Raw genomic sequence first — 24,282 nt, forward strand, 5'->3', positions numbered from 1 at the left:
ATATACATGACAACATAAGTTTACAACTGTCTGTCATTCCGGGCTTGACCCGAAATCCACTGTTTTTCTGGATTCCCGCTTTTGCGGGAATGACATATTGGTATTTGATTAATGACGCTGTGTATAATTCACCGCAAAGAATAAAAAGAAAAGATAAAACAAATTAATGGAAATATCCAATGACTGAAATGGTAGCCACGCGTCAGGCATATGGTGACGCACTGTTAGAGCTTGGAGAAAAAAACAAAGACATCGTGGTTCTGGATGCTGACCTCTCAAAGTCCACGACAACAGCCAAATTTGGCAAAAAATATCCCGAACGGTTCTTTAATATGGGAGTTGCTGAGGCCAATATGATGAATACGGCTGCGGGGTTGGCAACGTGCGGAAAGATTCCTTTTGTGAGCAGTTTTAGCATCTTTGCAACAGGCCGGGCATGGGAGCAGATTAGAAATACGATCTGTTACAGTGGACTAAATGTAAAAATTGTTGCCACCCATAGCGGTGTATCAGTTGGACCTGACGGTGCATCACATCAATGTATAGAAGATATCTCCCTGATGCGAACAATTCCAACTATGGCGGTTGTTGAACCGTGTGATGCAGTTGAAACAAGAAAGACCATTCTGGCGGCTGTAGACTATAAAGGTCCACTCTATATCCGGTTGGGTAGGGCTGCCGTGCCCATAATTACTAAAAAAGAAGACCCTTACACCATTGGAAGGGCAAATATCCTCAGAACGGGAGAGGATGTGGCGATTATCGCCTGTGGGGCATTGGTGGTACACTCACTTGCAGCAGCCGACATGCTATCAGAGGAGGGAATTAAGGCAACGGTAGTCAATATGCACACGGTAAAACCAATAGATCGGGAAATACTGGAAAATGCAGCAAAACAATCGAAGGCCGTGGTAACTGCAGAACAGCATGTACTGGACGGTGGTTTGGGCAGTGCGGTTGCGTCGATATTAGCACGAACCTACCCTGTACCTATCGAGATGGTCGGCATCGATAATCGTTTTGGCCAATCGGGAGAACCCGATATCCTCTTCAAAGAATACCACCTCTTACCGGAAGATATTGTTCTGGCAGCAAAACGAGCCATAGAGCGAAAGAAAAAATGAAAAAAAGGATATGCATCTTTTTCTTATTTATAACCCTCACAGCACTGAGAGCGATTTCGTTTGGGCAGGACAAACCTCCCGAAAAACCTCAGGTTGAGGGAAAAGAACAGGTTAAGCCGACCAGTGAAAGCATTTATGAGGAGTTTGAAGAGCTTATTAAAGTCGTAAAGGAATTACAAGACAAATATGTCGAAGAAATACAGCTGAACACAATCCTCGTAAATGCATACTGCGGGATGCTTTCCGGGCTTGATCCTTACAGTCAATATTTTAGCCCCGAAGAGTTAGAAGATCTCAAAATTGAAACGGAGGGAGAGTTTGAAGGACTGGGAATCGAAGTAATCATTAAAGATGGATTGTTAATAGTGATTACCCCCCTGCTCGATTCTCCTGCATTTAAAGCCGGAATTTTGGTGGGTGACCGAATCATCAAAATCGATGGCGAATCTACGGAAAACATGAGTATTCGTGAAGCAATAAAAAAGCTTCGGGGAAAGTTAGGGACAAAGATTACCCTGACTGTTGTTCACGAAGGCGATACAGCACCTGTAGATATTACCATCGAACGTGCGAAAATTTATGTAAACAGCATCCGGGGTGCCAGAATAGCGGATGATGAGTATAAGATCGGTTACCTTGCCGTATCGAATTTTCAGGAAAATACCACAAAGGACATGGATATAGCTATCCAGGATTTGTTGAAAAAAGGCATGAAAAGTTTGATACTGGATTTGAGATTTAATCCTGGCGGATTATTAAACGCCGCTGTAGATATGGCCGATAAATTCCTTGAAAAGGGTATAATTGTTTCCACACGTGGGAGAGATAAGACACAGAATTATATATACCACGCCCGGAAGAAGGGAACGTATCCCAATTTCCCAATGGTAGTATTGGTAAATAATGGAAGTGCAAGCGCCTCAGAAATTGTTGCGGGTGCACTGAAAGACCACAAACGGGGATTACTGCTGGGTGTTAAGACATTTGGCAAAGGGTCTGTTCAAAGCCTGATTCCCGTGGGAGATGGAAAGGCTGCTTTAAAATTGACGACCGCACGGTATTATACCCCTTCCGGAGTTTGTATCCATGAAAAAGGGATTGAACCTGATATACAGGTACCACTCAATTTTGCGGAAATAAAGGCACTGCACGAGCATTTAGCCACGTTAAACATTGAGAGCAAAATGAATGAAGTTAAGAAGAAGGATGCAGTTCACAAAGATCTCACTGAGGGAAAAGAAACGCCAAAATATGAAGATATCCAGCTCAAAAGAGCAATTGATATTCTGAAAGGCATTGAGGTTTATGCGAAGAGTATGCGCACTCATTAAAAAAATTAAAATTGTAGTTCACGTGTAAATTGTTTTAACGAAGGCAGGGAAATCTCCTGCCTTTTTTTAATTATGCTAATTCTGGGCATTGAAACATCCTGTGACGAGACATCGGCTTCTCTTGTGAAAGATGGTAGAGAGATATTAGCAAGCATTATTTTGTCACAGGATACATTGCATCGTAACTTTGGAGGTGTGGTTCCTGAAATTGCCTGTCGCGCTCATTTAGAGTCCATCATAGGGGTCATTAACAATGCCCTTGCAGATGCAAAAATACAACTTACTGAAATCGATGCAATTGCAGTCGTTAATACACCCGGGCTGATTGGCGCCTTGCTTATTGGTGTAACGGCGGCTAAGACGTTGTGCATGGTGTTGGACAAACCTTTGATAGCTACCGACCACCTCCATGCCCATATCTATGCGAATAACCTTGAATACGCCGATATACCGTATCCTGCTGTCAGCCTTGTCGTTTCGGGAGGCCATACCATACTTTTTTTATCCGAAAGCGAGACGAAACATGTTCCGCTGGGCTGGACAATTGATGACGCGGCTGGCGAGGCTTTTGATAAAGTAGCAAAGATATTGGGCCTTGGTTATCCCGGTGGGCCCATCATTGACAAACTGGCAAGGCGTGGGAACCAATGTGCAGTGACATTCCCTAGGGCTTATCTTGAGAAGGATTCACTTGATTTTAGTTTTAGCGGACTCAAGACGGCGGTACTCTATTACTACCGGGGGCAAGATTTAAAAGATACCGATACAAAAACATTATCTGATCAAAAAATAGCAGATATTGCCGCAAGCTTTCAGGAAGCAGTGGTGGATGTTTTGGTGGATAAAACTGCCCTGGCCGCAAAAATGTATAACGTATGCAGTATACTGACGGGCGGTGGTGTTGCGGCAAACTCCAGGCTTCGGCAGAGACTAAAAGACAAATCGAAAGAGTTGTCTATTCCGGTCTATTGTCCATCAGTTCGGCTCTGTACGGATAATGCTGCTATGGTGGCTGGACTTGCCTATAAGAAGTACTTAGAAGGGGATATTTCAGGGTTTGATATAGAAGCTATTCCCTAAAGTAAAATAAATGCGTAAAATCCAAAAAGATATTTTATATATAGAATAGAACCAAGTTATGAGTAGGATGGATTAAGGCGTTGGTTTTTACGCCGAATCCACCTTCACGGTATTTGTAAATAGTGGGTTCGCTCTGCTTAACCCACCCTACCGAAAATCCGCTTAAATAAAATGAAAATTGCTATACAATTAAGTTATGGATATTGATGTTATAAAACAATTATTAGAAGGTTATAAAGCCGGGGAAGTGTCGATACATGACGTCCTGGGAAAGATCAGAGAATTGCCTTATAAGGATATTGGTTTTGCTAAGGTAGACAGTCATCGTAAAATTCGTTGTGGTTTTCCAGAGGTCATTTTTTGCATGGGAAAGACCCCTGATCAGGTTGTGAAGATCGCAGAACATATCGTTGCAGGTGAGAATGATATGCTTGCAACCCGCGCGAGCATGGAAATTTATGAGGCCGTTTCAAGGAAATTTCCAGAAGCCGCTTACCATGAACAGGCAAGAGCAATTACGATACGAAAGACCCGTCGAAAGACCCGCAAAGGGTTAATCTTAATCATAACCGCAGGTACCTCTGATATCCCTGTTGCAGAGGAGGCAAGGGTGACGGCGGAGATCATGGGCAATAATGTGCGGGTATTGTATGATGTTGGTGTCGCAGGGATCCATCGGCTTATGAAAAATCATAGTGAATTACTAAAGGCAAGCGTGATTATTGTAGTGGCCGGAATGGAAGGTGCATTGGCGAGTGTCGTAGGAGGTTTGGTAAATTGCCCTGTCATTGGTGTGCCAACAAGTGTTGGTTACGGAGCCAGCTTTTATGGAATTGCAGCACTTTTATCTATGCTGAATAGTTGCGCCTCTGGTGTATCGGTTGTAAATATTGACAACGGCTTTGGGGCTGCTTATGTTGCTTCTTTGATCAATCAGACAAAAAAGTTACTGTAATTTTATGTATGAGGTAAAAGCATTACCAAAGATTCCTTCCAGAAAACCTGATACTCACAAAGGTAACTACGGAAGGGTATTGGTGCTGGCTGGTTCCAGTGGTATGACGGGTGCAGCGTGCCTGTGCAGCAGCGCTGCGCTGCGTGCCGGCGCTGGACTTGTAACCCTGGGAATCCCGGAGAGTTTGCAGGGAGTCGTGGCATCCAAACTGACCTGCGTCATGACGCATCCCCTGCCAGAGACGCATGTAAAAACCCTTTCTGAATTGGGGCGTCAGGATATCCTTGATTTTTCGCAACAGTTTGATGTTATTGCCATCGGTCCCGGACTGTCCCAGTACCTTGAGACGAAGAGACTGGTACTATGGTTATTACAATCTCTGGATCGGCCCATTGTGCTGGATGCTGACGGAATCAATGCTTTGGCAGATAATCCGGAAGTATTACAGAAAACAAAAAAACAGATCATTTTTACACCACATCCTGGAGAGATGGCACGCCTTCTCGGAATATCTTCTACGCAGGAAATTCAATCTCACCGCTTGGATGTGTCCAGGATGTTTGTTAAAGGCAAGAATAATGTGACCCTGGTGTTAAAGGGACATCAGACCATTGTTATGAATGAAGAGAAGTTTTATATAAATAAGACAGGTAATCCCGGAATGGCTACTGCCGGGGCTGGCGATGTGTTGACCGGCATGATTGCGGCCTTCCTGGGGCAAAATTTTACACCCTTTGAGGCTGCACAGATTGGTGTGCATTTACATGGTTTGGCAGGAGATCTTGCAGCGCAGGAAATGGGTGAAATTTCGATGATTGCCACGGATATAGTGAATAAATTACCGAAGGCATTCCTGACTTATAAAGAAAGTACGAGTATATGAAACGATTGCTAATCGTGGTGATTCTGGGATGGTTTTCCAATTCCTTAAATTCCTTATATGCTGAAAATAGCGCCTATTATACTCCAAAAGGCACTGTCAATGAGCAGTTGAAGGAGGGAATTGACTATACAAAGCGGTATATAAATATTTGTATCCGCACCTTTGCAGCCTTAGATATCATAAAAGACCTGGAAGTTGCCAGAGATAAAGGCATCCGGGTACGTATTGTAATTTTAGAATATGACAATAACAATAAAAGAGGCCCGCTGGCTGATACACTGCTTCACAGAGGATTCGATACCAGGGTTCTTAAGACCCGGATTGATAATGATCAGGTACAGGATTTTATATTATTGGATGACAGGATTTTGGTAACCGGGGCGTACAACTGGCTTGCCTACCGGAAAAGAAACATTTATAATGACGTTCTGTTCCATTACGACCGGGAAAGAATTCGCGCTTACAAGAACATATTTTATACCCTGTTTACAGAAGGAGAGGCCGCTCCTTTCTTAAATAACCGCAATGAATGGGCCGCGACGAAAGATCCGCTTGTTTCTGGTATTCCTTCCGATATCTCGGATGCTAAACAACCGGCTCAGGATCATATCCCGGATAAAGAGCTAATGGCTACCGGGAAATCTTCAGAACCGGCTTCGGAGGCAACAATACCGAAAGATTTTCTTGAGATCTCTTTTGATGAGTTGGACAAGCAATTTGGGAAGAAAAGTATGTTTTCTCGTTCTGAAAAAAATGAATTGTGGAAGAAGTACAAGGGTAAATATGTCCGGTGGCAAGGGGTTGTCTCTTATAAAGGAATGGGACGTGTAGACTGGAATCGTATCGGAGTAAGTCGTCAACAGAACAAGGATGCGGAAGTAGAAATCCGGTTTGACTGGAGGATGTTCGAAAAGATAATGAACGTTAGGGTGGGAAGTACGATTACGTATACCGGCAAATTGGTCTCCCGTTCCGGGCTCAATGCCCCTTATCGCCTGGATGATGGAAATATAGAATAATAGTATCTTCCAAAGATAATTTTGACATTTTTCAGCAAAAATATAAATAAAATTAACCCTGTCAGGGTTGACTCACGAATTTCGTGCTTCGAATTTTGTCTTTTCCGACTTGTTCAGGTTAGGAGGATAGCGTATGAAAAAGATTACTGCAATTGTAAGAGAAGATAGGTTTGCGATGGTAAAGGACGCTTTATTGGATATTGGGTATCCTGGTATGACGGTAACCGAAGTAAAAGGGCATGGTCATCAAAAGGGCATTACCGAGCAGTGGCGCGGAAGAACATTTAGAACAGATCTTTTAAAGAAAATACAGATGGAAATGGTAGTTTTGGATAAGGATGCCGAAAAAATTATACAATGCATCGTAAAGGAAGCGAAGACAGGCAATATCGGAGACGGAAAGATTTTTGTTTCCCCTATTGAAAATGTTATTCGTATTCGTACAGGGGAAAAGGGCGAAAAAGCCATTTAGTGAATGTCATCATCAAACAAAGGTTCTGCGGATGACACAAAATACAATACTTATTGTGGATGATAAAGAAAATATTCTCAAAACTTTGGAAGCACTCCTTGAGAATGAAGGCTATAAGATTTTTTTTGCAGATAATGGTTTTAAGGGGCTGGAAATTATCAAACATGAAGATATACATCTGGTCATCTCTGACCATAAGATGCCCAATATGGATGGTACACAGTTTCTCAAAGAGGTAAAACAGTTATTACCGGATACGGTCAGGATCATGTTAACCGGACATGCCGATTTAGATGTAGCTATAAAAGCAATAAACGAAGGTGAAGTTTATCGACTTATTACAAAACCGTGGAACAACACAGAACTTTTAAGTACTATCAAACAAGGCTTTGAATACTACAATTTGCAGCAGGAATTAGATCGATTAAACAAGCTTATACAGTTACAAAATAGAGAACTTAAGGATTGGAATTCCAAACTTGAGCAAAAAGTGTCTGAACAAACCGAGCAAATAAGGGATTTATTCCTTGACGCTATTAAATCCCTTGTCTTCGCACTGGAAGCAAAAGACAAATATACGGAAGGGCATTCCCGGCGGGTCACAAAATACACTACTTACATCTGTGAAAAACTGTCTTTATCAAATGAAGATGCAGAAGATATTAAACTCGCAAGTCTATTGCATGATATTGGGAAAATAGGCGTCAAAGAATCCATATTAGACAAACATGGCAAATTGACAGGTGATGAGTATGATCATATCAAAACCCATGTTGTTATTTGTGAACGTATCCTGGCGCCCATTATCAAAAAAGAATCAGTCATCCAGATCGTTATGCACCATCATGAACATGTCGATGGCAGTGGATACCCGGAAGGGCTTAAAGATACTGCAATTCCTCTGGGGGCCAGAATAGTTGCCGTAGCGGACGCCTTTGATGCATTGTTATCGGAGCGACCTTATCGTAAAGCGCTTGACAAAGAAAGTGCCCTTAGAGAACTGATAAAATATTCAGGCATATACTTTGATCCTGAGATTGTTAAGATACTTGCAGAGGACGGATGTAACCTTGTAAAATGAATCTGCATCTGAAAGATCTCTCAAATATTGTTGTAATAGGCGGAGGACCGGCAGGTAGTTTCTTTGCACACTTTGCTTTAAGACTTGCGAAAGAACACGGTCTTAAGGTTATTATAACCATTCTAGACGGAAGAGATTTTATTCAAAAGGGACCTGTTGGTTGTAACATGTGCGCCGGGGTTTTATCTGAAACCCTTACCGAAAAAATGGTAAGCCAGAAGATTATCCTCCCCAAAACACGCGTACAACAGGAAATAAATGGCTATTACTTTCAGACACGGGAACGTGGCATTCAATTACACCACCCCAAACCAGGACATACACCCAAAATAATAACGGTCTTTCGCGGGAACGGCCCCAGATTTTCAGAATTGACAACCAATATTAGTTTTGATGACTTTCTCCTGAAGCATGTGGTATCTGAAGGAGTAAAAGTCATCTCGGCAGTTGTAGAAGAAATAGAATTGCCAGAACATCCGCAGGATCTGGTAAACATCGTTTACAAGGAAGCCGATTTAAGAAAAAAGATGGCTGCTGACCTCATTGTTGGCGCATTTGGGCTCAATACAGCCCTTATAAAACGAATTGTTGGCAAGGAATTCGGCTATCGGGAACCCCAATCGGTACGGACATGCAATGCAGAACTTTACCTGGGGCGTTCCTTTATTCAAGAGCGTTTTCATAATACCATTTACGTATTTGCCCTGGGGATGAAACCCATCAAGTTTGCCGCCTTTACCCCGAAGGGAGATTACATAACTGTCTCTCTCATCGGAAGAGAAGATATAACAAAGGCCCATTTGATAGAATTCATGAACCATCCAAAAGTACGTGCGCTTCTGCCTGCAGGATGGATGCTACCAAAAGACCTCTGTATTTGCTTTCCTAAAATACCGATTACCCACGCCAGCCATCCCTATACGAACAGGTTGGTAATCATCGGGGATGCCAGTATCTCCCGCACCTATAAAAATGGTATTGAATCTGCTTTTGATACTGCGCAATTAGCTGCGCATACAATCTTCGAAAGAGGTATTTCTGAAGAAGATTTTAAAAAGGGGTTCTATAAACCTGCTTTAAAACTTTTGGCGCAAGATAATTTTTTCGGCAATCTTATATTCAATATTCATGATTATACCACATCCCAAAAGCACTTAGTAAATGCACAAATTGATCATCTGATAAAACGACGGAATGCCTGGGAATCTATTCAGATTAATAGCATCTTGTGGAATATGGTTACTGGCAACGCCAGTTACAAAGAGATTTTTTTTAAGGTTATCGACATTCGCTTGCACATTGCCATGCTCCCCTATATACTTTCTGCGGCTGTAAAGCAAGCGCATGATTATTGTAAGAACCGGACACGACTGGAACATGAGAAAAAATTAAAATTTTTAAGAAATTTGGGGCTGGGTCCTTTGCAGGACAGACAAACAGTCGCCATAATTGGCGGAGGACCCGCAGGCTCCAGTTGTGCGATAACCCTCAAGAACCTTGCAAAAAAACGAAATATCAACCTGGACGTTATTATCTTCGAACTGAAAGATTTTGAAGGTGGTATTGAACACAATGAATGTGCGGGGGTTCTTTCTCAACCCATTGAACACATTATTGAGGACAAACTGGAAATTCCTTTCCCCTGGCATCTCGTGAAAAGGGAGGTGCCTGGCTACTATCTTCATACCAACAGTCATATCATCAAGCTTGATGGAGAGGGAGAAATTTCTTACGCCCTGCGCAGGATCCAGTTTGATGCCTATCTGTTGCAAAAGGCAAAAGCGGCTGGTGCAACCGTGATCAGAAGCAGGGTTACTGATGTAGAAATTGGTAAAGATAAGGTTACGGTATATAGTGAGGCGAAACACATACGGGCTGACGTCGTTGTAGGTGCATTCGGCCTTGAAGAAGGTACCCATAGGATATTTGAAAGGGAAACCCCTTACAAGTCTCCAAGGTTTTTATTGACCATATTAACCAAATTTCATCCCAAAGGAAAGCACCACAACCTGGAGGATACAGACGGGTACATCCATGCCTTTCTACCTTCGCTAAAAGAAATAGAATTTGGTGCTATTACCCCAAAGGCAGATCACTATACTATCAATATCGCCGGGGCAAAGATTTCCGCCAGGTCTATGGACGAATTCTTACAATTACCTGCTGTTTTAGAAGTACTCCCCAAAAATTTCACTGAATTACTGGGAGGGCTGGACTACCACCGGGGTTGTTTTCCGATAAAACCTGCCAAACACCTGTATGGAGACAGATATGTCACCATCGGCGATGCAGCCGGTCTCATTCGTCCTTTTAAAGGCAAAGGGGTTAATTCTGCGTGCCTGATGGGCATCAAAGCAGCGGAAACAATGATAAATATTGGCATATCCAGAGAGGCATTTCAAACATATGCAAACAGCTTTAACGAGGTCACAAAAGACCTTCCGTATGCGCATGCCGTGAGGAGGTTTGTTATCTGGGGTGCTTATTATGGCTTCCTAACACCCATTCTTCAAATCGCTTCGGATCATCCGGCATGCAAAAGGGCGTTATTCGATAGCGTATCCGGGAAAAAGGCATATCGTGAAATCTTGATGAGCACAATCAGCATAACACTCTTCATCAGAATAACTATGACACTTATCCGATGGCTCGTAAAGCGCACAGCAACATTTCATAACAAACATTTTCTCATTTAACTACCTCTCTTTAATTCTAAAAAATATTCAAAATTAATGGATAAACAAAAGCACTAACCTCACCACCCCTATTATCAAGAGTATAATACCTATAAACTTCGCTAACTTCTGAATAAAAATCAGCAATATGCCTAATCCTATAATGATATATGGGCTCGATCCACCTATAAAATTCCCTATCCGCTGCGGAATTGATATTATATCGGGATTTACTTCCTGCCCAAAAACCACTCTTGCTGTAAGAAATGTTATAACAAGAAAAGTAAGAAACAGCGATATCTTCAGAGTTCCAATGCATCGTTTAACCATAAGCAAAGCCTCCCGTAATTTTCCCCCTGGCAATGAAGGAATTGAAAAAATTGCGAAAATAGTGTTTTCTACAATTTACCATTTTAAGCTTCTGTTAGAGTTTTTATTCCAGATTGGAATGCCTTTTATGCATTTCGTTCTCAGAACTATTCAATCTTTTTACCAACGAAAGAATAACCCCATCTAGGTATACCAGGCACGCCTGCTCAAAGAGTGTACTGCGAAATTGAATCGACCCACTGTTTTTATAATTGGTACTCACTTCCTGTACAGGCAATTCGATAACAATGTCCGCCTGTGCGGCAAGCGGGGAGTTTTTGTGAGAAGTTACTGCAACTACTGTGGCGTTGGCCTTTCTTGCCAGTCCGGCGATATAACGGGTAATGTGTGTACTGCCCGAACTGCTACATGCTATCAACAGATCACCCCTATCAATATTCGGGGTTGTAGCATCACCAACACAGTACGCATTTAAACCGATGTGAGTGAGCCTCATGGCAAAGGTACGGGATACCAGACCCGATCGTCCCTGGCCTGTAACAAATACGTTTTTAGCAGCGAGAATTTGCGATACAAACTCCTCGTAAGCTTTCTCATCGATCCTATCGAGTACGGATTGGATTTCATCCAATATAATGTGCGTAATTGCCTTGATACCTATTGAATTACCACCGATCTTCAATTTATTTTCCTCTAAACACTTGTCGGACATTATAGTAAATTTAATAGTTCACCCCACCCTTGCCCTTCACCCCGGGAAGGGGCTGAACTGTTACTAGTAAATTTAGTTATCAAAAGGAGAAAATTAATAGATGCACGTCACATGCCCATTCGGAAATTACTGGGAAAAAAACCAATAAAATTCTATCATGCTGCATGCCGCATTTCAAGTAATCATCTCCTCTGACGGCCAGCACTTCCGTATATTTATTTTTGTTGCTCTCTGCCTTAAGCTGTGTTAAAATTCTTTCCGTTTGAGTATCATAAGCAAATAAAAAATCTATTCTTGTATTCCCTAATAAAAAGGAGTCTTTGCATGGGAGAGATTCTCGGTAAACTCATTAGCCTTTACGAAATTGCACTGCTTATTAGAATTGTACTCTCATGGGTACCGCACAATCCCTATAACCAGGCTATACAATTTCTCTATAAAATTACAGACCCCGTGTTGAATCCCGTACGAAAACTCATTCCACCCCTGAGAGGTATAGATTTTTCCCCCGTGATTGTATTTATTGGTTTAGGTATTGTCAAACGGATTGTAGGGGGAATATTTTGATTTACAACATATTAAAAGAAACACATGGTAAACCTACACGTAGCGCAAAATAGCCACAACCAAATTCCCATCGATGCTTCCCTCTCTCCACACGTGGGAGTAAAAAAACTCGTCATTATGGATGTAGATGGCGTCCTGTTTAAAGGACAATTCATTTTACATTTGGCGCGCTCCCTTGGGATATTGGCATATGTACGAACGGCGATACTATGCCTTCTTTTTAATATGAACAAAATATCTATCTATGAGTTGCTCATCCGGGTATATGCAAGCTTTAAAGGCGTTACGCTTGAACATGCTCAAATGATTTATAATACTATTCCCATAATAAAACATGCGAAGGAAACGATTGAGACACTCCACAACCATGGCTATCTGGTAATTCTCATAAGCAGCGGCGTACCGGATCTATTTGTAAAAGACCTTGCGATAAAACTATCGGCAAATAACGGACACGGCCTGGAGGTCGGTACAAACAATAATCAATTAACGGGTGAAGTGTTTGGGAGACTTTCTAAACCCAACGGGAAGAGAAATCTCGTCGAAGAGATATTGAGCAAAAATAATCTTACCTGGCAAGATACTATTGTCCTTGTGGATGATCGTAACAATCTTGATATCATGCAGAAAGCAGGTATTACTATTGGTGTCAATGCACATTATGCGGTACGACAGCGGGCACAGTACTTAATTGATAGCGGAAACCTGTCAGAGGTACTTGATATTATGGATATCGAGGATGCCGATACTTACAAGACCCTGTTTGCGGGTATGAGGAAACAGTTTACCCATTCGTGGTATCAGGAAATCAGGAGAAAACTCTTGCATATCCTCATTGCTTTTGTACCCCTCTTTTCATCTTTCATTTATCATACAACGCTTTCAGTACTTTTTTCCCTCTTGGTTGTTTATACGATTTCTGAGTGTCTGAGAGTAAATGGATATTCATTTCCTTTGCTCGGTAGTGTAACAAGGTCAAGTATTCGTAAATTGGAGGAACGTGGTTTTGCATTTGGACCAGTAACCCTGGTTTTGGGTGCCATTCTGTGTCTGCTATTTTTCCCTGCGGTTATAGCAAATACTGTTATTTGGATTGTTGCCTTTGCCGATACAGCAGCTACAATAGTAGGCAGGAGCCTCGGCAATCATAGAATTCCTTATAACATGAAAAAAAGTATCGAAGGCTCTCTGGCGGCCTTGCTTGTAGCTTTTCTTTGCGGATGTATTTATTTGCCTCTTTTTCCGGCTTTACTCGCCTCATCGTTTTCCAGTATACTTGAATCATTACCACTGAGGTCATTGGACAATTTGCTCATGCCTGTTGGCACCGGGATTTTATTAGTATGCCTTGGGTACTCCTAGCGCAGCACAGCCGCAACTAAAAAGAGTTACTCAGTGCTGAAAATAATACTAAAGAATATCAAATATCATCCATGAAAAATCGTAAAAGGTGAAAAGAACGGGTTGATATGGTTACCGCCCGGTTAATATTACAGGGCTATTGAGATAGACCCAGGATCAAGAAATGATGCAAACAAGCAACTTTACATACAAAAAACCTGAACTGGTTGCGCCAGCCGGAGATATTGAAAAGCTCAAGACAGCGATTGAATATGGCGCTGATGCCATCTATGTGGGTGGAGAAAATTTTAACCTGCGTATGGGGGCTCCCGGTCTGACGTTATCGGAAATCGAAGAGGCAACAACCTGGGTCCATGAACGAAGGAGAAAAATTTATATTACCTTGAACATCTTTGCCCGCAATTATCATGTTTCTGGCATACGTCCTTATTTAAAAAAGCTTGCTGAAATCCCGATTGATGCAGTAATCGTTTCAGACCCGGGTATTTTCTTAACGGTAAGGGAAATTGCCCCGCATATTCCCATACATCTCAGTACACAGGCGAACACCACCAATGTAAAATCTGTTGAGTTCTGGCATCAACAGGGCGTGAAACGGGTGGTACTCGCCAGAGAATTAAGTCTGGGGGAAATCCGGGAAATCACGAATACTTCTCAAATAGAAACCGAGGTATTTGTACATGGCGCCATGTGCATGTCATATTCCGGACGTTGTCTCCTGAGTAGTTTTATGACCAACCGACATGCAAACCTGGGAGACTGCTCCCATTCGTGCCGATGGCAATATGTCCTGAAAGAGGAAAAACGACCAAATGAAACATATCCAATTGTGGAAGATGAAAGCGGTACATTTATCCTGAGTTCCAAGGACCTTTGTATGATTCAACATATTCCCGAACTGGTGCACGCAGGCATTGCCGCGTGGAAAATCGAAGGGCGTATGAAGAGTCAATATTATGTCGCCGCGGTGACAAGGATATACCGGGAGGCACTGGATCGTTATTTTGCCGATCCCCATGGATATGTGTATGACCCAAAATGGTTATCTGAGCTTGAAAAGGTAAGCCACAGGGAATATGGAACGGGCTTCTTTTTCGGAAACCAAGGGTATAGAAATCAGACTACACATCCTGGAAATTTTTACATTAAAGAATATGACTATCTTGGTATGATTCATAATGTGCTTTCTGATGGTCTGGCTGAGGTGTTGGTAAAAAACAGGATTTCGGGTAACACCTTTGTAGAAATAATGGGAAGACGTTTGAATGAAGATTTTACCCAGGTTCTGCTGGACCTCAGGAATGAATACAACGAGGCTATCGAAACTGCCCACGTGGGACAAAAGGTACTCATAAAGGTATCACGACCCGTCCATAAATATTTTATGCTCAGGAAATGTGGATGAAAAAGACGGTAAAGAACGTTGCAAAGAATACGGGCGGTATCTGCCTTATACTTATGGGTTGTATGATGATTTTTACCCCTGGTCCGGGACTGTTTACAATCCTGGCAGGATTGTATATCACGAATTTCCCCGGAAAGTCTCTTCTTGTTGCTAAGTTGAAGAAGACAAAATTTTACCATCAATATGTGATTAAGATTGAATCAAAAATAAGAACAAAGCTAAAAAGGAAGAAGATCTAGTAAAGAATGAACATTAAAACATGTATCTTGATTGCTTCTGTCGTTTTCGTAACCGGATGTGGTTCAACTGATTATTTAAAAAAAATATCCCCTTTTAAAAAGGAAGAATCAACCCTTGAATCGAAAGTGGGTACACAATCCTCTGATACACAGAAAAAAGAGGAAATATTTGTGTGTGCGGGGGATATTAACGTTGCTTACAAAAAATTGGGGGAAGTGAGTCTGGGAGAGTTCGGTTTTTCGGGACACGATATTCTGGCTTCTAAAATAAGAGACAAGGCTCGTGCTGTTGGCGCGCAGGCAGTCATTAATATCCAGTATGACACGGGGGCTTCGAAATCATGGGCAGGATACGGCGAACTGGGGGGAACTGATTACGGGGTAAGGCATACATCGTGGTGTAAGGGAATGGCAATTGTGTTTTTAGAATCCCATGACTCGCTGGGCCTTCTGTTATGTAATCTTACAAAAGAAAACAGGGAGTGGTTTGGATTTAAAAAAGCACAGACTGGAGTAATGGTCGTTAATATTATGCCGGGAAGTATTGCAGAAAATGCCGGTATTGCGGTAGAAGACCTTATTACAGAGTGGAATGGTGAAAAAGTTGAAAACAAGTTCCTTTTCAAACAGATGATTGAAAGGACTGCTGGCAAGGAGGTTAAACTCAACCTGCTTCGTGCCGGGGAAATTAAGATGGTAACCTTATCCGTACCTGTCACCGTGAAGAGACTGGTTGTGTCATCTGAATCCACCCCTCCCGAAAAACAAAAATTGCCTACAAATGAAAAAGCAGAACCTTCCCCGTATAAAATTAGCACACATACCCCTGAGGTTCACAACGAAATTGGCGATCTTTACCTTCGAAAGGGAATGTATGATGAGGCCATCGAAGAATATAAAAAGGCCATTGAAGCTGACCCAAATTGTGCCATTGCCCATTTCAACCTCAGTATCGTATATGATAAAAAAGGCATGAAAGAAAAAGCCGACGAGGAGTACGCAACGTATAAAAGATTAAAACCAAATCGAAAGTAAACGATATTTGGCCATGGATTAACACAAGTAATTACAAATGAATATAAAATGAGATTCTTTGCATTTACCTTATTAATGTTTAGTTTATTTATACTACAGCCATTGTCTGCCGCAGAACTGCTTAAAAACGGTGACTTTGAATCGGGAGATATTACGGGCTGGAAGTACTGGGAAACCTTTCCGTGGGATGGGGACGGAGCTCCTGTAGAATCTCCCACCCATGTAACTATTGCTATTCCCGGTACGATTGGAAATCCTATACCACCTACGACAAGCGGTTTCTTCGCTTTGACACAGCAGGTTGGCTCCAACGGAACTGCAAGGGGTGGCCTCTATCAGGAAGTTAAGGTAATAGTAAATACCCCCTATATTTTAACCGGTCATCTTGCATTTTATGGCGATGATATCGGAGATTTTACTATCGTAGGAATTTTAGACGGTAACTGGAATCCGGCACTTGCTTTTACCACGGTAAATAAGAATTACATCGGTGGCAATACTACTTCATCATGGATGGAATTTTCTCTTATGATCGCACCCACAAAAGACGTAATTACCGTCTTTACGGAAACAAGACAAGACTGGATGCACGGACACGTTGCAGGATGGTATGACAATCTGAGCCTACGTCCAGTCCCAGAACCCACAAAACTTTCTCCATCACAAAACCCCAAAGACAATTCCGTACGCGAAGAAAAACAAACTACCAAATGAGCGTTGGTGAATGATTGCATCCTGACGGTCCCGCCCTGGTGACCAGTCTTCGTCCGCAATGCCCATTTCCCGGGTGAATAATTGCGTCCAACTTGTTTCTTCTTTTTTTTATCCTTCTGTTTTGTGAGCAGCTTCTCCTGTCATAGTTTCTTGAAAAACGGAAAATTTGTAGTACAATTAAGAGCAGTAAAAGGTATTATAACGAAACAGGCTCATAAAAACTCTTCTCCAGCTCAAATAAGGCGTATGTTTTGTTACTTAAAAACAACAAATAAACAAAGTCAATGGGATAATTCAAATTTAATAAATGTCTTAAGATGTTCTTATGTGTTAAATTAAGAATCACTCAATGTATGATTGAAAATTATTTTATATCAGGTTTATTAATGTAATACAGCTACTGTAATTGCATATCCTAATAATAGCTCTTTCTCAGCCAAGTCTATAAAAAGCTGTATCCTGTGTGAAAGATGTTATAGTACAAGAACACACCATAAAGGACATTCATCCTTTTGCATCAATCCGTTGTTGTCTTTGGTATACTTCTTAAAACATATCCTTTACAGGTTGCGATCATCGATAATCAAGTTGCCTGTACAATGAGCCCGGCAATGAAAGCACATGACGGAACCGACTTGATACACCGAGATTATATGCCTTCGGAGGTAACAATCATGAATGAAAGACCAAGACCATTTGTCCGAATGTTAATCGCGGGTTTCTTTTTTCTTGCCGCAGTCACCCTCAACATTTTATTGCCGCGTTATTGGCATAATATACCTGAAATTGTTAAGCATTTGCTTCTCATCTTCAGCGCGATAATGTGCGTTCATATCCTGGAGTATGCATACCTCTGGTGGGAAATTTTTGGGCATATAAGAAGTATTTTAAAAGAAACTCTTCAAGCCACACATCAGCTCATTGATAATAACCGCAGTTCTTTGGAAAAATTTTTACAAGCCTCCAACCGGCTCATCAGTTCAGCAGCAACCTGCGGGTTAACGAATATCTATTGTTCCCGGAAAGATGTTAAGGGCGATATATATGATGCTGTAGAAAATGCTGAAAAAAGGGTATGGCTCCTCGGCATCACGTTCTCAGAGAATGTTCATCTCGACGAATTACTTTCTACACTCAGCAAAAAGATTTCGGACGGGCTCGATGTTAAAATACTTCTGCTTGACGTATTCCGGGATACAGCGGTCTTTAGAACATTGCTTGAAAGTACTGCCCCTGAGGTTGCAAAGATTATTAATATTAATAGATCAAAAATACAGCCAACAGACCCCTTCTTCCATCAACGATTGTACAGCGACTTTACCCATGCCTTTGACAGACTTCGGAACTATCCAAATGTCACACCTATTGTTAGATTTTATGCGCATAATCCGGCCTGCTGGATGATGATTGTAGACAACACCGCACACTTTCAACCTTATACATTTGGACGAAGCGCAAGTCAGCATTCATTGAATCTCTGTGTTGGCGCCAATATGCCGGTATTCAAATTTCAGATGCAGACGATAGGAAAACCTTTTGAGATACTCGAAGACCATTTCAGGAAGCTGTGGCTGACGTCCAACGTGGATATGTTTCACATTGAGGCCCGAATAGCAGACCGTAATCGGATCATTAACGACATATTCAATTCTAATCTTTCATGGTTTCAACATGTGTACGAGACACTTCATGCATCCAGGGAGACTATGCACTATGCAATTGACCGAAAATTCCCACGTCAACCCTGGGAATGGAAGCAGCTGTCGCTGAACGTTTGTTCTGAAGACTGTAAAACTGTTATCAGTGCAACCATCTGTGATTATTCTCGTGAAAGCATCTCTTTAAAAACAGAGGGTTCTTTTCCATTGAGCGAGGGGCAAATCGTTATTTTACAGGGCATACCTCCAGCAGAACCATTAACAGCCAATTTTATTATCGATCATTTCCTGAGAATAAAGAAATTCATGGTCAAACGAATAGTGAACGGGCCACAACCGACCATTGGATTACAGGCAATTCCTGAAAATGAGAAATATAATGGACAGAATCAAATTGACAGTGCTTTAACCGTTTCTTCCGGATAATGAAACAAGATTACCTGGAGTAAGTGTCCCATATGGAAAGCATTCAAATAAACATCAATCACATCTGGCTTATGGCAGCGGCATGCATGGTATTCTTCATGCAACTCGGCTTCACCTCCTATGAAGCAGGCTTTGCACAATCCAAGAATGCCATTAGTGTTTCTATTAGAAACCTGATGGTTACTGTCATAGCTTCTTTGGTGTTTTATACCTTCGGATTTGGATTTATGTTTGGTAAAAGCCATATGGGGTGGATTGGGTTAGATCATTTCTTTGCCATGGGAGTAATGGCACATCAGGGCAATCTGGCTTTCAGTTTTTTCTTTTTCCAGTTGGTCTTTGCCGCTACTGCCGCTACCATATTGACAGGTGCCATAGCAGAACGTTCAAATATTATTTCTAATATCTTAGGTATTATATTTGTCACGGGCATAATCTATCCGGTTTTCGGTCATTGGGCATGGGGGAATCTCTTTTGTCCGGGGCAGTCCGGCTGGCTGGGAAGATTGGGGTTTATTGATTTTGCAGGTTCCACTGTGGTACATTCGATTGGTGGATGGTTCGCCCTGGCGGGTGCTGTGGTTGTGGGTCCAAGAATTGGTAAGTATAACCCTGATGGTTCTTCAAATCGAATGGGGTTACATAACATTCCCCTGGCTACACTGGGTACCTTCTTCCTTTGGTTTGGTTGGTTTGGCTTTAACGGCGGAAGTCTTCTAAGGGCTAGTGCGGGCATCGGTCTTGTCATTACCAATACAAACCTGGCACCGGCTGCCTCTGGGGTTTCGGCACTAATACTGAATTACTTGATGGAAAGGAGGCTGGATGCAGGAAAACTCTTTACAGCTATACTGGCTGGTCTGGTAGCTATAACGGCAGGCTCAAACAGGGTAAGTCCAGATGGTGCTGTTTATATTGGTTTAATTGCCGGTATCGTGTCAATCATGGCCCAGGACTTTATTGAAAAGATATTAAAGGTCGATGACCCTGTCGCAGCTATTGCAGTTCACGGAGTGGGTGGTGTTATTGGCACCCTCTGCGTTGCTCTCTTCGCAGAAAAATCAACCCTCCTGGCAGAAAACGGCAACCGATTGTACCAGTTCGGTATCCAGGCTATGGGCGTAGGGGTAGCCTTTCTATGGTCGTTTGGGCTGGGAATGCTTTTTTTCTGGTGTCTTAAGAAGATCGTAGGTGTTCGTGTAAGTCCGGAAGAAGAAAAGAGGGGGCTTAATGTTGCCGAATACGAAGACGTGGCTTCATGGCTTGATTTTATTCGTATAACAAGGCTTCAAGACTTGAATATCGTTCTGGAGAAAAGAGTTGCAGAAAGAACCGAAGAACTTCAAAAGGCGAATATTGCACTTGAAAAGGCCAACAGACTGAAATCAGAGTTTTTGGCGACAATGTCTCATGAGCTTCGAACCCCGCTGAATGCCATCATCGGTTTTGCCGAGGTTTTAAGGGACGAAATCACCGGAACCCTCAACGAAGAGCAAAAAGAATTTGTGGGCGATATCCATAGCAGTGGCCAACACCTGCTCAACATGATTAACAGCATCCTTGACCTTTCAAAGATTGAAGCGGGGAAATTAGAGCTTCAATTTGAAGAGTTTCCTGTAGAAGAGGCTATTCATGAAGTATTGAACACGATTGTGGGATTTTCTGATAAAAAAGGCATCAGTATACGCACCTATATCCACGAGGACATACCTTCTCTAACGGCAGATAAAATGAAATTTAAACAAATTATGTTTAATTTGTTATCCAATGCCATCAAGTTTACACCTGAAAATGGCAGAATTACCATCAAGGCAAAACTTATAAACCAACATATCCAGATTGCCGTAAGTGATACGGGTATTGGCATCAGGCCAGAAGACATGGACAAATTATTTGAGGCGTTTCGTCAAATAGATGGTTCATATGCGCGCCATTACGAAGGAACAGGCCTTGGCTTGGCACTTATAAAACGTCTAATCGAATCGCATGGGGGAAAGATATGGGTAAAAAGTACGTATGGGAAGGGAAGCACCTTTACCTTTACGTTACCCATAAAACCGCCAAAAAATCTTTCTTAACAATTGTTCATCGTAAGTCCAGCCGAAAGGTTTTTCCGATTTTTATGTAGGGCAAGGCATCGCCTGCCTGATCAAATGCGGCAATGTGATGCAATGCATACAGCCTCCATCATTGCAAGAAACCGTTCAACGTCAGAATCATTCCCAACCAATTCGTTCATTCCACATCCCGCACAAATTATCCACGTGCGTACGAAATAAGTGGTAGGCGATGCCTACCCTACACGGTTACCAAAAACACAACCCATTGACACGAGCCTTATGTAGGGCATGGCACTATGTAGGGCAAGGCACCGCCTGCCATATAAAATGTGATAATCATATAGAAGGCTCCTTCACAATTCGATGCCAAATTGTATCATAAGGGCATCGTGAAATAAACGGTGAAAACGGTAAGAAAGGAGGAGCAGATATGAGTTATTTTGTGGGAATAGATTTACATTCGGATAATAGTTACCTGGGAGTGATCGATAAGAAAGATAGTCGGATATTTGGCAAGAAACTCCCCAATGATCTTGGCATGATCTTAAAGGCACTGGAGCCATTTCAGAAGAAGATACAAGGGATTGCGGTAGAGTCGACATACAACTGGTATTGGTTGGTGGACGGATTACAGGCGGCGAAATACCAGGTACACCTGGCCAATCCTGCGGAGATGCAGCAGTATAGTGGCATGAAGTACACGGACGATACTTGGGATTCCTATTGGCTGGCACATCTGCTGCGTTTGGGCATATTACCGGAAGGGTACATTTATCCGAAAGAGATAAGGCCGATACGGGATTTATTGAGAAAGCGAACCATGTTGGTACGGCACAGAACAGCGCACATATTAAGCCTGCAAAACATGGTGAATCGCAATACGGGAAGAAAGGTGAACGTCAACGATGCGAAGAGGCTGAGCGAAGAAAAGATAAGCGAGCAGTTAACGGATGAACACCACAAAATGGCCGTGCAGAGCGACAAGGCAGTGATAGACTTTTTCCATGAACAGATAGACCGGATAGAAAAGGCCGTACTGAAAGAGGTAAAATTACGATATCCGTATGAAGAACTGCTCACCGTACCGGGGATAGGCAAGATATTAGGGATAACGATCATGCTTGAGACAGGAGATATTAACCGGTTTCCCACGGTATCAGATTACTCCTCATACTGCCGGTGTGTATCGTCCCAAAAGATATCAAACGGGAAGAAGAAGGGAGAGGGGAATAAAAAGAACGGGAACAAATATTTGGCGTGGGCGTATGTGGAAGCGGCAAATTTTATGGTGAGATATAGTGAACCTGCCAGAAGATGGTATCAACGCAAGGCAGCGAAGACGAACAAAATCGTAGCAATCAAGGCATTGAGTAACAAGATAGCCAGGGCATGTTACTTTATCATAAAGGACCAAACACCGTTTGATCCGAAGAAATTATTTCACTAAAACCGTGGGTGGAGCAGGGAACCAAAGAGATACGAAGTGGTTTATAAAACCCAAATAAAATGGAAACTGTTCCACTCACCAGAGAAAGGAGTAAGGGAAAGGGAATCCCGGATAATTTGTCAATAATCAGTACGAGGGGTGGCAGAAGATTGCCCTGGAAAAAGCCATTCATGGGTTATTTAACACCCGAAAAAAGATATGTTTAAAGAGAAAGTCATGTGAAGAGCAAAGGCAAAGGAAAAAGTGCAAGAGAGGAGGATCAGATCAAAGAGATGAAAGAACAGGGAAGCAGAGGTATGTAAAGGAATGAAAGAATGGGGCAGTGAACCGGTATAAGGGTTGGTAATCAATCCATGAGATGTGATTGGGAAGCTGTTCCATGCATAAAATGGAGTCTGAAGGCATGATCTTCAAAGTCCGCCTATGCTGTGAGCCACAAGGGGTTGGCCGGAGAGCCACAGGTTTGTGACAAACAATTGGACACAGCATGGTACCAACGATTTTCTGGGGCAGCTACTTGCCAGGGGCATAAGGAATTTATCGTACAAGCACGTCCTCATGGAAATGAGGAATAATTCCTGAACGTGTGCTGAATTTGTTCAGCACGAGCCTTGATCCGGATGGGTGACTGGTGCTGATTTTTGTAATCCGTAACTACAAAGGAGAAAATACGGGTGCGGTCAATGAGGTGAATGCTTATGAGACAATATCATTTTCGTGATAATAAAGGCAAAAAATCTTCGATTTTTTGCTCGAGAGAATTTTTTTTCGCTTGACAAAAGCCTTCTAATGGGTGACAAAAGCCTTCTAATGGGTGACCCTGTGAACTCCTCTATGCGATGTTTACCAGTAATTTTCCATTGACAAATGTTTTACAATTAAGTAAACATAAACACATGCGTACAGTAAAGCAAAAAGAATGAAATAATTATGGAGTTAAAATTATGATAACGATAAAGAAAGAGGCGCTGGAAGTAATTTCCAGACTGCCTGATTCTGTCAATATGGACGATATTATGTATCATCTTTATGTTTTAGATAAAATTAGAAAAGGGCAAGAAGCGATAAAAGACGGTAAAATCATTTCAGTTGAAGAATTGAAAAAAGAAATGAAATCATGGTAATCTGGTCTATTCCTGCAAAACAGGATTTGAAGAAGATATATGATTACATAGCAAGGGACTCGAAATATTATGCAAGAAAGGTTTCGCAAGGCATTGTAGAAAAATCTGAACTGTTACATAAATTTTCAAAAATTGGAAGAATTGTTCCCGAAATTGGCGAAACGAATATTCGGGAAGTGATTGTCTATTCATATCGTCCTACTTACGAAATATCACCCGATAAAATTGAAATTCTCGCACTAATTCATTGCAAGCAGGATTTTTCACCGGCAAGTTAAATCTTTTTCGTTAATGTTTTTTCGTCGGTTTCCATCCATGATGGTAGCGGTTCTCCAGTTGCTTCGTGATAGATAGTTTCCGGTGCCACATCCACGTCTCCAGGCCAACATAAGACACCCAACTCAGGATGTATATATGCCTGTTTAAAATATTCAATGTCAGAAAAGCGGGCATATACACTACCTTCTTTTATGTAATCTTTGAAGTCAACTATTCCGCTTTTCCCGTTTTCAAATGTGAGCTTAAGTTTGTATTCACCTATATATTTTATTTCTGTAATATCATAATACATTGAATCAATCTC

At 41.9% G+C, this 24,282-nt stretch carries 22 protein-coding genes; 20 read left to right on the top strand and 2 right to left on the bottom strand.

The window, feature by feature from the left end; genetic code table 11:
• The first annotated feature begins 179 nt into the window (after positions 1-179).
• From E3K36_09550 to E3K36_09590, 9 genes are all read left to right on the top strand, one after another.
• The gene (locus E3K36_09550) at positions 180-1,124 is read left to right on the top strand and encodes a transketolase family protein (GenBank protein MCF6155480.1); all 945 of its coding nucleotides are present in this window, start codon (positions 180-182) and stop codon (positions 1,122-1,124) included.
• Positions 1,121-2,455 (top strand): S41 family peptidase, encoded by a 1,335-nt coding sequence (locus E3K36_09555; protein ID MCF6155481.1) that lies wholly within the window; start codon positions 1,121-1,123, stop codon positions 2,453-2,455. The genes E3K36_09550 and E3K36_09555 overlap by 4 nt, the downstream gene beginning before the upstream one ends.
• A 72-nt stretch (positions 2,456-2,527) precedes the next feature.
• Positions 2,528-3,535 carry a tRNA (adenosine(37)-N6)-threonylcarbamoyltransferase complex transferase subunit TsaD gene (tsaD, locus tag E3K36_09560; protein MCF6155482.1) on the top strand — a complete coding sequence of 336 codons (1,008 nt, stop codon included), beginning with the start codon at positions 2,528-2,530 and terminating at the stop codon, positions 3,533-3,535.
• Positions 3,536-3,731: 196 nt separating this feature from the next.
• Positions 3,732-4,490: a nickel pincer cofactor biosynthesis protein LarB gene (gene larB, locus E3K36_09565; GenBank protein MCF6155483.1), complete on the top strand. Its 759-nt coding sequence runs from the start codon at positions 3,732-3,734 to the stop codon at positions 4,488-4,490.
• A gap of 4 nt (positions 4,491-4,494) precedes the next feature.
• A complete protein-coding gene (locus E3K36_09570; protein ID MCF6155484.1) occupies positions 4,495-5,373 on the top strand; it encodes an NAD(P)H-hydrate dehydratase in 879 nt (292 codons plus the stop codon).
• Positions 5,370-6,392 carry a hypothetical protein gene (locus E3K36_09575; protein MCF6155485.1) on the top strand — a complete coding sequence of 341 codons (1,023 nt, stop codon included), beginning with the start codon at positions 5,370-5,372 and terminating at the stop codon, positions 6,390-6,392. The genes E3K36_09570 and E3K36_09575 overlap by 4 nt, the downstream gene beginning before the upstream one ends.
• Before the next feature lie 133 nt (positions 6,393-6,525).
• Positions 6,526-6,864: a P-II family nitrogen regulator gene (locus tag E3K36_09580; protein MCF6155486.1), complete on the top strand. Its 339-nt coding sequence runs from the start codon at positions 6,526-6,528 to the stop codon at positions 6,862-6,864.
• On the top strand, positions 6,818-7,945 hold the full coding sequence (locus E3K36_09585) for a response regulator (GenBank protein MCF6155487.1): 1,128 nt from the start codon (positions 6,818-6,820) through the stop codon (positions 7,943-7,945). The genes E3K36_09580 and E3K36_09585 overlap by 47 nt, the downstream gene beginning before the upstream one ends.
• The gene (locus E3K36_09590) at positions 7,942-10,641 is read left to right on the top strand and encodes a hypothetical protein (GenBank protein ID MCF6155488.1); all 2,700 of its coding nucleotides are present in this window, start codon (positions 7,942-7,944) and stop codon (positions 10,639-10,641) included. The genes E3K36_09585 and E3K36_09590 overlap by 4 nt, the downstream gene beginning before the upstream one ends.
• Before the next feature lie 412 nt (positions 10,642-11,053).
• On the opposite strand, the gene hxlB is transcribed toward E3K36_09590, so the two are convergent.
• Complete coding sequence (hxlB, locus tag E3K36_09595) at positions 11,054-11,662, bottom strand: 6-phospho-3-hexuloisomerase (protein MCF6155489.1); 609 nt, start codon at positions 11,660-11,662, stop codon at positions 11,054-11,056.
• A gap of 324 nt (positions 11,663-11,986) precedes the next feature.
• Between hxlB and E3K36_09600 the strand changes: the two genes are divergently transcribed.
• The 11 genes from E3K36_09600 (at position 11,987) to E3K36_09650 (ending at position 23,977) form a co-directional block, all read left to right on the top strand.
• A complete protein-coding gene (locus E3K36_09600) occupies positions 11,987-12,229 on the top strand; it encodes a YggT family protein (protein MCF6155490.1) in 243 nt (80 codons plus the stop codon).
• Between the two features lie 24 nt (positions 12,230-12,253).
• On the top strand, positions 12,254-13,591 hold the full coding sequence (locus E3K36_09605; protein ID MCF6155491.1) for a hypothetical protein: 1,338 nt from the start codon (positions 12,254-12,256) through the stop codon (positions 13,589-13,591).
• Between the two features lie 163 nt (positions 13,592-13,754).
• Positions 13,755-14,996, top strand: a complete 1,242-nt coding sequence (locus E3K36_09610) for a U32 family peptidase (GenBank protein MCF6155492.1) — start codon at positions 13,755-13,757, stop codon at positions 14,994-14,996.
• Positions 14,987-15,235: a hypothetical protein gene (locus E3K36_09615; GenBank protein ID MCF6155493.1), complete on the top strand. Its 249-nt coding sequence runs from the start codon at positions 14,987-14,989 to the stop codon at positions 15,233-15,235. Before E3K36_09610 ends, E3K36_09615 begins: the two co-directional genes overlap by 10 nt.
• Positions 15,236-15,241: 6 nt before the next feature.
• Entirely contained in the window at positions 15,242-16,270 is a 1,029-nt protein-coding gene (locus E3K36_09620; protein MCF6155494.1) for a tetratricopeptide repeat protein, read from the top strand.
• Positions 16,271-16,318: 48 nt separating this feature from the next.
• The gene (locus E3K36_09625; GenBank protein ID MCF6155495.1) at positions 16,319-16,984 is read left to right on the top strand and encodes a hypothetical protein; all 666 of its coding nucleotides are present in this window, start codon (positions 16,319-16,321) and stop codon (positions 16,982-16,984) included.
• Positions 16,985-17,658: 674 nt separating this feature from the next.
• Positions 17,659-19,068, top strand: coding sequence for a hypothetical protein (locus E3K36_09630; protein MCF6155496.1), 1,410 nt, complete (start codon positions 17,659-17,661; stop codon positions 19,066-19,068).
• A 32-nt stretch (positions 19,069-19,100) separates the two neighbouring features.
• Positions 19,101-21,146, top strand: coding sequence for an ammonium transporter (gene amt, locus E3K36_09635; GenBank protein MCF6155497.1), 2,046 nt, complete (start codon positions 19,101-19,103; stop codon positions 21,144-21,146).
• Between the two features lie 412 nt (positions 21,147-21,558).
• Positions 21,559-22,575, top strand: a complete 1,017-nt coding sequence (locus tag E3K36_09640) for an IS110 family transposase (GenBank protein MCF6155498.1) — start codon at positions 21,559-21,561, stop codon at positions 22,573-22,575.
• 944 nt (positions 22,576-23,519) lie between these two features.
• A complete protein-coding gene (locus E3K36_09645) occupies positions 23,520-23,699 on the top strand; it encodes a hypothetical protein (GenBank protein ID MCF6155499.1) in 180 nt (59 codons plus the stop codon).
• The gene (locus tag E3K36_09650) at positions 23,693-23,977 is read left to right on the top strand and encodes a type II toxin-antitoxin system RelE/ParE family toxin (GenBank protein MCF6155500.1); all 285 of its coding nucleotides are present in this window, start codon (positions 23,693-23,695) and stop codon (positions 23,975-23,977) included. The genes E3K36_09645 and E3K36_09650 overlap by 7 nt, the downstream gene beginning before the upstream one ends.
• Here E3K36_09650 and E3K36_09655 read toward each other — a convergent pair.
• Positions 23,974-24,270 carry a DUF2442 domain-containing protein gene (locus tag E3K36_09655; GenBank protein MCF6155501.1) on the bottom strand — a complete coding sequence of 99 codons (297 nt, stop codon included), beginning with the start codon at positions 24,268-24,270 and terminating at the stop codon, positions 23,974-23,976. The genes E3K36_09650 and E3K36_09655 overlap by 4 nt on opposite strands.
• Positions 24,271-24,282: the final 12 nt, after the last annotated feature.

The sequence above is a fragment of the Candidatus Brocadia sp. genome, from assembly GCA_021646415.1.
Taxonomy (GTDB): domain Bacteria; phylum Planctomycetota; class Brocadiia; order Brocadiales; family Brocadiaceae; genus Brocadia.